This window comes from Psychrobacter sp. UBA6766 (assembly GCF_002453355.1).
Taxonomy (GTDB): Bacteria; Pseudomonadota; Gammaproteobacteria; order Pseudomonadales; family Moraxellaceae; genus Psychrobacter.
The window spans coordinates 45,894-58,057 of the sequence record NZ_DKGQ01000014.1 but is presented as its reverse complement, the minus strand read 5'-3'; the positions used below and the strand labels follow the sequence as shown (position 1 = coordinate 58,057).

Annotated in this window: 6 protein-coding genes and 1 pseudogene; 4 read left to right on the top strand and 3 right to left on the bottom strand. The window is 37.5% G+C overall.

All coding sequences use genetic code 11. The features are described 5' to 3' along the window. Nucleotides 1-62: 62 nt before the first annotated feature. A complete protein-coding gene (locus tag B4K26_RS03725; RefSeq protein WP_296243619.1) occupies nt 63-2,516 on the bottom strand; it encodes a penicillin acylase family protein in 2,454 nt (817 codons plus the stop codon). Between the two features lie 380 nt (nt 2,517-2,896). Between B4K26_RS03725 and B4K26_RS03720 the strand changes: the two are divergent. The 4 genes and pseudogenes from B4K26_RS03720 to B4K26_RS03705 all read left to right on the top strand — a co-directional run. Next, nucleotides 2,897-3,796: pseudogene (locus B4K26_RS03720) on the top strand (YifB family Mg chelatase-like AAA ATPase); the annotation flags it as partial. A 136-nt stretch (nt 3,797-3,932) separates the two neighbouring features. Then, nucleotides 3,933-5,615: a hypothetical protein gene (locus B4K26_RS03715; protein WP_296243617.1), complete on the top strand. Its 1,683-nt coding sequence runs from the start codon at nt 3,933-3,935 to the stop codon at nt 5,613-5,615. A 572-nt stretch (nt 5,616-6,187) separates the two neighbouring features. Further along, on the top strand, nt 6,188-7,678 hold the full coding sequence (locus tag B4K26_RS03710; RefSeq protein ID WP_296243616.1) for a DNA adenine methylase: 1,491 nt from the start codon (nt 6,188-6,190) through the stop codon (nt 7,676-7,678). A 2-nt stretch (nt 7,679-7,680) separates the two neighbouring features. Beyond that, the gene (locus B4K26_RS03705; protein WP_296243614.1) at nt 7,681-8,934 is read left to right on the top strand and encodes a DNA adenine methylase; all 1,254 of its coding nucleotides are present in this window, start codon (nt 7,681-7,683) and stop codon (nt 8,932-8,934) included. A 15-nt stretch (nt 8,935-8,949) separates the two neighbouring features. Here B4K26_RS03705 and B4K26_RS03700 read toward each other — a convergent pair whose 3' ends face one another. Both B4K26_RS03700 and B4K26_RS03695 read right to left on the bottom strand, forming a co-directional pair. After that, nucleotides 8,950-10,269, bottom strand: coding sequence for an LlaJI family restriction endonuclease (locus B4K26_RS03700; protein WP_296243612.1), 1,320 nt, complete (start codon nt 10,267-10,269; stop codon nt 8,950-8,952). 1 nt (nt 10,270) lies between these two features. Continuing rightward, nucleotides 10,271-12,067, bottom strand: a complete 1,797-nt coding sequence (locus B4K26_RS03695; RefSeq protein ID WP_296243611.1) for an AAA family ATPase — start codon at nt 12,065-12,067, stop codon at nt 10,271-10,273. Nucleotides 12,068-12,164: the final 97 nt, after the last annotated feature.

Below are 12,164 nucleotides of genomic sequence, written 5' to 3'. Positions count from 1 at the left end.
AAGTTTCGGGGGTCAGTTCATTGCCCTAAAGTCTTTTTATTAATCATAAAAATTAGCGAGTACTATTCTCTGAGTTTAATCACATCACTAACCGCTTGTTTGGAGATTTCGCTCTTACTGAATGGCAGGCGAATCCATTCTTTAGCCGAGTATTTACGCGTCTGATCACGATGATAAGGGCGCGTCGTATCTGAGGCCTGCGAGTAAGCCAACAGCGCTTCTACTACTGGACCTTTACTATCAAAGGTCACTGACTGCATATAGGTTGGACCATTGGTCACTGGACCATAAGTGCCATCGCTGTTTTGACTTGAGCTTGCGACATTGAAGACGCCTTCACCACCAAAACCACCATGCATAGGAATCTTTTCATTGTTCTTGCCTGCATCAATAACGAACTGCAAGCTTCCTAATGGCGCATCAAGCGCAATAGTTCTATCATTAAAATATTTGATTGAGTCGCCAAGCGCAGTACGTGTCTTATCATTGATGATTAAGTCACGAGGGGTGTTAATGGGATCTGCCTTATTAAATGGAACACCAAAACCTGCATAATTACTCACACCAAGATTGGTCCAAAACTTTCTAAAGACATGAGCGCCTTTGCTGTCGAGATTATCGCGGCGATCCCAACTGCTTAATACGTTACAAGCCTGTGTTGCGTCAATGCTGCCACCGTCTTTCAAAGGCAATACAGGGTTAGCGGTACAATCTGCTAAGACATCATCGAGCACTAATTCGGCAGCATAACTGCGGTTGCCATAGACGACTTGTTGTAGCTTATCTAAATCAAAATTATTGCCACCAAGTCCATCTTTATTGCTCAGTCTATCCAATACTTGGGTAAATGCCATTCTGGTACGTAAAGATAGCGGTGCCGCGTCTTCAGAAAGCGGTAACAAACTACGTCTTAATAATGGGGAGAATCCAGTTAATGGTTTTTCTGCATTACTGAGCCAATAACTGTCGTTTGAATTTAGGACATAATCATCACGAATCAAGTACGGTAAGTTTGCGCCGCCAAAGATACCCGCTTGTGGCGAGTCGGCGTCCGTATCCCACTCACAGGCAGCAGTACTACCATTAAGTGCAGGTAAGTCTGCGGCAATCAAAAGAGGAAGAGCGGCTCCCGCATTGGCACTGCAAGCTGCTAACTTTTCTCTAGTGACATTAGGTACGGTTGAGATATCGGCATAAAGTGCTTTACCGTTACGGTCAGTAGCAATGGTATTGACAAACCCTAGGCCTAGAATTTTTTGCATTCTATCGACGAGATTCTCAACGCTAGTGGCCATATTCATACTGCGCCACTGATTGAGGGCTCTAGGGTTTTCAGACGCAGCATCACGGATTGTATAAACAACGTTATTAGCATCACCCCATGCTGGTAGGCGAGGATCAAGCAGTTTTGCATTGAGTATTGGTCCATAATGTGAAACATAGATGTTCCGAGTTATTGTTTGATTGTTTGGCATCTTAACAGTGACTGGAACCGTTTTAATATCACGTTGTTCAACCTTACCGGCGCTGTTGACATAATTGTATTTAAAAGGATTGCCGTTGACTAGACTAAGTTGATAAAGGGTAAAACGCTTAGCAGTCGATACCGTATGGCTCCAAGCCACGTCTTTATTAAAGCCAATGTTGATAAAAGGTTGACCTTGCTGAGCGGAACCCATCACATCAAGCTTACCTGGTATTGTTATATGAAATTCATAAAAACGCTGAACGCCTTCCCATGGTTCATGTGGATTACCATACATCACGCCACTATCAGTACCTGTTACCTTACTACCAAAGGCATAAGCGTTACTACCGCCATCTAATACGTTGATAGTTGTCATATCGAACTTTTCATCCGACTCTGCTTTAGGTTCAGGGCTACTCATTCTAGAGCTTCCCATGACGATACCTGACGCTGGAGGAGCTACTTGTACGATTTGTTTGACGAAGTTAGAGAGTCCACCGCGTAAATTGGCTTTGCCATACAGGGCTAACATATCGTCGATGTCAATTTCGCGAACCCATTCAGCGCCTGCACAGGCAGGGTCTTCAATATTTTTGACCCCTTTGTCACGCAAATAGCGATTGTAGCCAGCGGCATAGCCTTTGACCGCATCAACCACTTCAGGGTCTTGAGCCGCTAGAAAACCCGATCGTCGTTCAGGAGAGTTATACCAAGTGTAGAAAACATCGCTATTCTCATTACCCTCAGCACCTAGATAGCGCATACTCTCGCCCTTGGCGATTACAATTTCACGTGCTAAAGAGCAGATATTGTCTTCGGCAAAAGCATACCCGACGCCATAACCCAGACCTTTATAGTTTTTAGCAGTGATGTGCGGGATACCAAATTCAGTGCGCTGGATATCCGCCGCATAAGTACTATCACCAGTGCCGTCGTCTATATTGCCGTTAAAATTGTCGTTATCCGAACAGCCAAACAATCCCAGAGTGACTGCCATCGTTAATAGCGTGAGTGTATGTACACGCCGATTAAGCACGTTGATGCTCATAAGCTTACCCATCCATGGTTAATTACGATTTGATAAAGCGATGATAAAAACTTGTCATCGAGTTTTAAGTGTCAATAAAATCCTTTTATTGCCATGCTTTTATCTGTCTTATTTTTCATTGCGTACAAATAATGATAAAGAAGAAAATTAAAAACATTCATCAATCATATAACATTTTCAAATATGTATGCTAGCGAATAAATCAAAGAACGTAATAACGGTTGTTTGGTGTGAAAATAACAAAAGAATTGTCCTTATTTATTAAAATAGCAGGTTTAAAACTCCCTTACTTAGGTGACTTTATAAATATTAATTCACGACATTTGCGCACTTATTAATAATGCTCTATTATCGATTAATCTTCATAGTAGGAAACGCTGATGTCGTTCGCCCAAGTCTATACGCGCTCAGTTGTCGGACTGCACGCGCCACAAGTCATTATCGAGGTGCATTTATCACAAGGCTTGCCAGCGCTGACCATTGTCGGTCTGCCTGCCGCTGCGGTACGTGAAAGTAAAGATAGGGTGCGCTCCGCCATCATTAATTCGGGGTTTCAGTTCCCCAATCGGCGCTTAACGATTAATTTAGCACCAGCAGACTTGCCAAAAGATGGTGCAAGATTGGATTTGCCAATTGCGATCGGGATTTTAGCCGCCAGTGGGCAGCTTGAGCCAGAAGTGCTATCAGGGTTTGAGTTTATCGGCGAGCTGGCGCTTAATGGCGAGCTGCGACAAGTGAGCGGTAGCTTGGCAGTAGCACGAGCGATAAAAGCAGAAATGCTAGCAGCATGTAAAAATACTGAACAAGATTCGCCGCTACGTCAGTTAATCGTACCTTGTGACAATGGAGCAGAGGCAAGCCGCGTTGATGGGGTGACGATATTAGCTGCGCAAAACTTAAAGTCGGTCTGTAGCCATTTGCAATCGTTAACAGACTCTAGTCTTATAGATGAGCGCTTAAAAGTGGTGCAACCAAGTGACACGCAGCAGCATATTGGTTATAAAGTAGATTTGGCAGATGTTAAAGGTCAGCATCATGCTAGGCGGGCGTTAGAAATTGCCGCTGCTGGTGGTCATTCACTACTATTTACAGGGCCACCGGGTTCGGGCAAGACGTTAATGGCGTCACGATTACCCACTATTTTGCCAGATTTAAGCGATGAAGATGCGTTGGAAGTCGCTAGTACGTATTCGGTTGCCGACAGCGACTATGACTATGGCACGCGGCCATTTCGCCAAGTCCATCATACCATATCAGCCGTGGCGTTGGTTGGTGGAGGTTGTCAATTCCAACAATTGATGTCATATTCCAAGAATAGATGTCATAAACCTATCCTCGATACTCTCTATTCTCTTAAAGTAATTCTCACTAACATAGCTAACTCGCTACCTAACACAAATGGATTGAGAGTGAGCTATGTTTGATACGTTATTCAAGAGTAATGGTAAAAAAGTTAAGTATATGGGTATGGTAAATATCCGAAAATATTTTGAGGTATGTCTAGGGAGTTATTATAATCCAAAGACTGAGTATGTCGTACTGTGGTATGGGAAAATATACTATTATCGTAGACGTAAAACGGTTCAAGTGTACTTTTTAAATTCTACTACCAAAAAACAAGTTGTAGTCGGAGTATCAATCAAATCGATATTAAAGTTACCTATAGGGTCTATTTGGGTTGATGGTATCTGTGAGGACAAGTACGATTTTGAAACATTATATGCCACGTTAGATGCATATAACGATAAGCAACAAGAACGCCCAAACCTTACATATACTAACCACTTTGGTATTTCAGCGAATAAAGGCGATTATATTCTTGAGCCTGATAACTATCCAGTTGATGACATTAAAACAGACTCTAATACCAACCTCGTTGTACAGACTGGTACTACTAAAATAGTTATCCCATCAGTTTTATTTTTCGTTGCACATTACGGGATATCGAAAGAGATCAATAAAGTTCTGATTAGTTACCACAAAGAGGAAGCCGAAGAAAGGTTGAATATAAATGATAACTACGGTGCTCTGATTACCATACCTGATCGATGTGTAATTGCCGACGCTGTATTCTTATTCTATTTGAAAACAAATAGTTATACCAAAAAAGTAGTTTGGAATCTCAATTCAAGAATGCTTAGAAATGATAGGCAGTACCTTTCTCTAATGGCTCAGCCTTATCATAAGCAAGAAATTCAACTTAAGATATCAGGTTTGAAAATTGATGATCAGACCATACTTTGCACCGAAATTTTAGGTATGTCTATGCCACAGGGATCTGAAATAGAGTATAGGATAGATAAGCCTAATTCTGCCACATACGGTGAAGGTGTTGAACCTCAAACATTAAAGTTTCAACCAATCTACAACACTATTGAATCTGATGAAATAATATTAGAGGCTCAAAGAGATGCTAATAATATAACCACTGCTGTAGTAAGACATAGAATAGAGCAGATAGGTAAGATAAGGGCGCTTGTAAAGAGCGAGGATTTAGCTTTAGATGAAGTTATAGATACTTGTAACTCAAAGGTTGTAAGGTTACCTCAACATGAGCCCAACACCTTTTCAGATGGAGAGGACGGCAATGTTAATGGTGATATTGGCAGGATCCAAGTTCTAGTAGAGAGTGGTGCGATTCATCCAATAAAGAACAATTTTGAGCGTCTATTACGTTATGCTCAAGATCTTAAAGTCACTTCGGGCTACTTTCCTGTAATCATAGATTGCGTAAATCTTGCTGATGATAATATATTTATTGGCGAGACAGTGCGGGGTATGCGCATTACGCAGTATGACTCTGATGTGAAAGTAGTGTTCGTTATGCGTCTGATTACTAAAATTGGGCTTTTTTATATATTTGATTGTCAGAAAAAAGGCAGCCAAACTAGCGGTATTGTTATAAAGGTAGCAAATGGAGATGCCTTTATAAACGATGCTATACGACGAATTTTAGGTCAGTTATTTAGAAATGATGGTCGGTTGTCCGATGTAAGCGTAATATCTGAATTTGACACCATTAAATACTTTAAACACACGAATGGTGAGAGTTCCAATTGGGTTAAGACAGCGATAGATAATTGCTTGAACAACAAATGATTGTATTTATTCATAAAATGAAATTTAAATACAATAAGGTTGTTTGAAAATCGGTCACGCGAATAAACGAATATTATATTTATCCTTATTGCTACCAGCAACAGACTGTAATCCCATACCTCAAAGGTATGATAAATCTGTAGATGAGGTACTAAGGTCTTTTAAGTGCAGTAAACCTTATCTATTCACATTGCCCTATGACTAGACTAGATATCATACAGTATTAACCTGTTCTAGGACTTGAAGTATAGTCTTATCCAAAATATTTCACAGATGAATCCCATATTGGTATATCGTTGAATTTGTTGACAATCAACTCTTTAAAAAATAGTAATATGCGCTCAAATGTGCCATATAGTATCAAAAATAATGTTGAGCTTAATAAGGCTAAAGAAATAGGTTTAAAGCTGTGTAATAAATAGAAGGAGATGCCTGTTACTGTTACCTAAAGCATAATTATACTTAGATTTTTTCTTAAAGCTTAAAACTCTACTAAATGTAAAAGTTTAAAAACACATCTACATATGTTATCATAATCATTCTACATTTAAGTTACCGTAAGAGAGTGGGCTTTGGATATTCAAGCATATAGGTTAAAACGCCAGCTAACTCAAGAAGAGTTAGCTGAGGCGCTTGGCGTTACTAATGTAACTATTAGCAAGTGGGAAAATGGACAAGCTCAACCCTCAGAAAAACACATGACTAAGTTGAAATCAATTTCGATACATGAGGAAATGAAAGTAGTTCCATTTCGTCCAATACAGTATCTAGGTAGTAAATTGAAACTTCTAACCTCTATAGAAGTCCTTGTGGAACAGGTTGCAAAAGAAGGCCGTTTTTGTGATCTGTTCGCTGGAAGCGGTGTAGTATCTAGCTACATGGCTAACAAGCATGATGTTACTGCTTGTGATATTCAAGGGTACTCTGCCATCTTAACTAGCTCTTTACTGCATAGATCAACTTTAGATCATCAAGGTATGGCTATGTTTTTAAAAGAGGTGAATGATACTTTCATGCTCACCGATAAAAGCATCTTTTCTTTAATTGAATACGAAGAACTTTTGTTAGATAAAGCCTCAAATGGAGAGAGTGATCTGCTAGTAAACTTCTCTACTTGTGCTTCTTTATATACAACTAAGGTCAATCCCATTCAAATTGAAAACGAAGATACTAAGCTGAAATCGCTGATCTCAGATGTGATTTCTTTGAAGGATATAGAGTCTTTTCAGACTCTATATTTATACGGTGGTGTCTATTTTTCATATAGACAAGCTTTACTCATCGACTTAATAAGACAATCTGCGGATGAATTAAAGAATGTAGATGATCGAAGTATTGTTATTTCATCTTTATTAAGTGCCTGTAGTGAAATAGTTAATACCGTTGGCAAGCAGTTCGCACAACCTATGAAACTAACTAACACTAAGGGCGAGATTAAAAAATTACAGCTAGCTCGTACCATCCAAAACAAATCATACGATGTTCCTGAAAAAGTAAAAAAGGCGTTTATCAACTTCTTGAGTGCTCAACAACATATCCCTAAGCCCGATAACCATGAAGTAATATGTACTGACGTCTTTAATTTTTTGAAAAATTACGATAAAGAAGTTGGTTGTTTTTACGCAGATCCGCCATATACAACTGATCACTACAGTCGTTTTTATCATGTATTAGAGACAATAGCCTTGTATGACTCTCCCTCATTATCCTTTATGAATAAAAAAGGTATAAGAGTGATTATGAATGGGTTGTATAGGACGGATAGACATCAATCGGAGTTTTGTGTTCCTTCTTCAGCGATAAACGCATTTGATAAGTTATTTGCAGGTTGTAGCAAGTTCAACGCCCCTTTAATTGTTTCTTACTCACCCTTTGATGTAGATAACAATGAGCGGAGCAGATTGTTATCTGAGGAAAGAATAGAGCAAATAGCCAGAAAATATTACAGTAAAGTGAGTTTCGTTCACAACGATAGCCATAAGCATAGAAAACTGCATTCCAATAAGAATAACGTTGATAGTATTAAACACAGTGAAATGTTCGTTGTTTGTGAGATGGAATGATAATGGAAAAATATCTTGGTAATAAAAGGGTTCTACTCGACGACATTAAGTCATTTGCAAAAGTCAATTGTCCTGATGCTAAATCAGTTCTCGATATTTTTTCGGGGACAACCAACGTTGCGAGAATGTTCAAACAAGAAGGTTATGTTACATATTCAAATGATGCAAATAGGTTTTCTCAAGTATTGGGGAAAACATATCTTGGGCTTAGTACATACCCAGAGTTTGAAAGCCTAAAATCATTTATGGTTAATGAGTCTAAATTTTTACTTGCTGATAGACTGATCAAAGATCTATTAAAGAATTATAATATTTCTGAATCTGAAATCAGGGAGTTAGTAGATAGTAGGCTAACTAACTCTATCAGAGTCTTCAACTTTTTAAATAGTCTAACAGAGGTTTTACCTTTTGTTACTTACACTTTTTTAGATTATTATACTCAATATGGAACTAAGTCATACTTTAAAAGTATGAGGGGCACTGAGGGAAAAAGAAATTACTTCTCGAAAGATAATGCCATCAAACTTGATAATATTTTTTATTATCTGAAAAGCTGGTATTCATCTAAAATGATTTCTGAGTCTGAGTATCACTTTATATTAACCTCGATAATTGAAGAGGTTGTGCTAGTAGCAAATGTTAATGGCACTTTTCATGACTTTAATCGCAACAAGCTTTGGCCAAACTCATTACAGGATATGTACCTAAAAATCCCAGCGGTGTATATAAATTCTGGGCCGAAAGGTTTTTCATTTTGCGACGATGCGCTAGTAGTAGCCTCTAAGAACAACATTAAGGTAGACTTGCTTTATATTGATCCACCTTATAATTTTAGACAATATACCGCCTATTATCACTTGTTGAATTTTATTGCTTGTTACGCTGAAATACCTGACCTAGATTCTTATTTAGACAAACTATCGTTTGTTAGGGGACAAAATCCTGATGATGATTTTACAAGTGACTTTTGTTTTAGGGATAAATTTATTCACGCTTTAGACAAAATGGTTTGCGATGTTGATCCTAAGTATATAATTATGAGCTATTATGGTGGACGAAACCATTGGAATCATTGGTCTAAAGGTGAAGAACTGCAAGATTTCGGTTTCAACATAGTTCAAGATTATTTTCAAAGTGATAGATATTGTGAACACAGCTATTCCTCGATAGTTAAATTGAGACAGAACTATCAAAGTAGGGTTGGTGAGAAAAAGAAAATCATAGATGAGTATTTATTCTTTGCTAAGTTAAATTAAGAAGTTTTAATTCTCTTATAAACCTACTTTAAGTACTACCTCATCAACATATCGTGGATCTTTTGATAGTAATGCTTTAATAGCCCCTACTAGCGCCAATCTGACAACGGCAATTCGTTGGGGCGTAAATACTTTGAGTTCGTCACCATTATTATCGTAAATACTTACATAGCCCAGATACTCCATAGATACCGAACTATCATCACCCGGAAACAAGAATATATTTTTGACTTTATCTGATTTTGCTATTTGAGAATATATTAATTGTTTAGCAATATCAGATACACCGCATATATTTTTAGGAATGGGATAATAGTACTTTGCATCTAGTATTATTAAGTTATCGTTTATATGTAGCAATACATCAGGGGTAAAACTTCCTTTCTTCTCAAATAGGTAATTATCTATCAACCACCTAGGCTGAGCAAACCCATCTATCAAGTCACTATATTGGTTATTAAATATACCCGAACATATATATTCCCAAATAATCTGGAAGTTGTTAGTGCCATAAAGCTTTACTTCGTTCAAGCCTCTAAAGCGAAAGCTTTTGCCTTTTTCAATATAATCATGAAGAATTTGCAACATTAATATATCTTCAGAGTTGAAAGTTTGAAGTAATTCAAGTTTTACATGAGTACAGTATATTTGTGATTGATCAATTAATTGATCGAATGATAAATAAGTCTGGCATTCTGAGTGAATCAAACTCTCAGTATCTTTGCTTGCGTATTTAGCTGTTAAATGACACATGACGGACTTGAAAATATTTGAAATGATATTTTCGATTTGAAAAGAACTTTTAGTGTATGGCTCAGGATAGAAGGCTGACCAGCCATCTAAATAAACATCATTTTTTTGAACTGTCTTCTTCCAATCTATTTTTTGATTGTTGCTTTTAACACTTGCGAATGCAGATCTCTTGTAGACACCCCTTCTCTCAAAATATGCTTGCAGAGATAAATATACTTCGATTTCTTGAGTTTCGTGTGTTTTTAGTTTGTCTTCAAAGACTAGTTCGGCATAAGAACTTTCAAAAACAGCCTTCTGTTTTTTTCTAAAGTCGAAATAGTGGGACAATACTTCGCTAACGAGCTTAACAGTTTCAAAATTCTCACTATCTCCTTTCAAGCACTTTGGAAGTGAAGCTATGTAAGAACTATTTGTTACTATCTCCCCAACGAATTCAAGTTTAAGGAATAAAGTATCTTTCTTAAGTTTTGAAGCCTTTAGAACTCCATACTTAATAAGCTTGTTAAGCTCTTGTGGAGAAATTTCGAGTTTTGCTTGCCAATCTTCCTCACTAAGCTCATCTGACTCTTTGCAATATATCATTTTAATTATTCAAATTAATTTCTAGGGGCGAACCATTCCCGTTATTCCAACTAGATGTCAGATCTGCAAAGCTCTTAAATTTCATTAGATCACTTCTTTGAAACCTCAGAACATCCTCCCATAAGTACAAGAAAAGCTTGTTACATATTTTTCTCGGATCTGTTAATTCTTCCATTTTAAGAAAATAAGGCCCAATCATCTTATCTTCATGAACCCCTAAATCTAAAAGTTTGACGTTAATTTTACCTCTAAATACATCCCAGTCATATGTTTCTCCGCCATACACAACACTCCTATTTCCTGCAGGGTATTTGCATGCCTCGTTATATCCGCGATATATAAACTCCCATCGCCTTCTAAATGCTGAATCGAGAGAAAAGACACCTTGGTCTGCCGCATTCATTGTGGCCCAGATGTAAAAATTGGATGGAAGTTTAACTTCAGAGGTAAGATTATGCTCTATAAGCACTGCTGCTAAATCAGGCATTGCTTCAATCCGCAACTCACTCTCACCATTTTTTCTATCAAGAAGTTGAAAAAAGTCACCAAACAAAGCGTTAGCGTTTGTCCGGTTAATCTCTTCTATAATTAAAATAAAGTTATAAGTTGGGTTTTGAATAGCTTGTATTAATTGCTTTACTAAAGGCCCAATGACAAATTCATAGTTAATTCTAGGCAGTCCCTTTTCGAATTTCTCTCCATTCGCACTAAAAATATTATCGGCTTTTTGATATATGGGAACTGGTTTATAGCAACCTATTAAATCGCTGTAACTGTACTCAGGATGAGCGGAAACTCGTATTATTTGAGAAGTTTTATCTTGGTTTGCAGCTATATCCAAATATGTGGATTTCCCTGATCCCGGACAACCGGTTACTATTAGCTGATGAGGTAGTCTAAGCTCATCTCTTTTGGTTAGTGGGGTTAATAGTAGTTTCTCTTGAACAACAAGATTTTTTCGTAAAACGATGAATTCACTAGAAATCTCAGGCATATCGTATTCTTTTTTCAATAAAAGATATGCGCTAAATATGTTTCGGCACCTAAATCTTAAGTCATACTGTAAGGTGTTTTTTGCGAGCGGTCGTGTATAGATATATATTGCTCTTTCGAATGGATTGGTAGGCTCGGTATTAGGATAATCTTTATCCTCGGCCAGATTGTACCAAAGCTCCTTTAATTCCAAACGTTCATCTTCGTCGGCAATACTAAAAAACTTTTTCAGTTCAAAGCCTGATGAATTAATTAACTGACAGAAATATAGTAAACGCTCGTCATTTGCTATCTTATCTATATCTAAATGGTCACAGGATTCATAGAAGTCTTGTAATCTAAAAAATATCTCAGAAGCGAATTTATAGACTCTACCATCTGTATCATCCGATTGTTTCAACGTAAGTAATAGGTTCTCAAGTATAATCCTCTCAACCTCAACTGCATCACTAGAATAGGCCTTATCGACTAAGTCGTCTGAAGTTACCCCTTTATCGTTAATATATTTCAAGACCTGATTGGCTGTGTCACTCAGAATTAAGTCCGAATCACTCTCGATAAGTAACCCCATATTTTGTAAAGAGTTAGCGTATCTGACCTTTGTTTTACTATCTGATGTCGTATAGTTTACCCAGCTATCTCTCTTAGTAAATTCCAACAATGATACAGTTTGTTTTAAATTCTTCAGCTCTGAGCTATAAAAACTAAAATGTTTTATTTTTAGGTTTTTGTGGTTGTTTAAAAGTGGATATACATCTAAAAATCTCAACAAAGAAGCGCACTGTTCCTGTGTAACCCAACCCATTTTTATGCCTTAATTGCAGTTTGTAGTTGTAAGTACCATGTGAACCCAAAGCTCATGACCATGATAGTGAAAACAATATAATCTAATTACGTTAGCC